This is a genomic window from Pseudoalteromonas luteoviolacea CPMOR-1, from assembly GCF_001625685.1.
Taxonomy (GTDB): domain Bacteria; phylum Pseudomonadota; class Gammaproteobacteria; order Enterobacterales; family Alteromonadaceae; genus Pseudoalteromonas; species Pseudoalteromonas luteoviolacea_K.
On record NZ_AUYC01000049.1, the window covers coordinates 1 to 231 of the forward strand.

Below are 231 nucleotides of genomic sequence, written 5' to 3' on the forward strand. Positions count from 1 at the left end.
GCACTGAAAGTGGTTACCGTCGGCTTGGTTTTATCAAGACTTGCGGTATCAGTTACAGCAGTCGCTGCGTTGCCCGCCGCATCAGAGACAGTCACTGACAGCGTGAGTGTGCCATCATTTAACCCGCTGATATCTGCAATGTTCACCGTTTGTGAGGCGCTGGTGATATTGCCATTGCCTGTCACTTCTGTGCCGCCATTGCTGCTATTTAATGTATAGGTGTAACTCGCA

The 231-nt window shown here is 50.2% G+C and carries 1 protein-coding gene; it reads right to left on the reverse strand.

The genetic code is table 11. The annotated features are described in order from the left end of the window. On the reverse strand, nucleotides 1-231 hold a 231-nt coding region (locus tag N473_RS26555), incomplete at both ends, for a hypothetical protein (protein ID WP_196766440.1).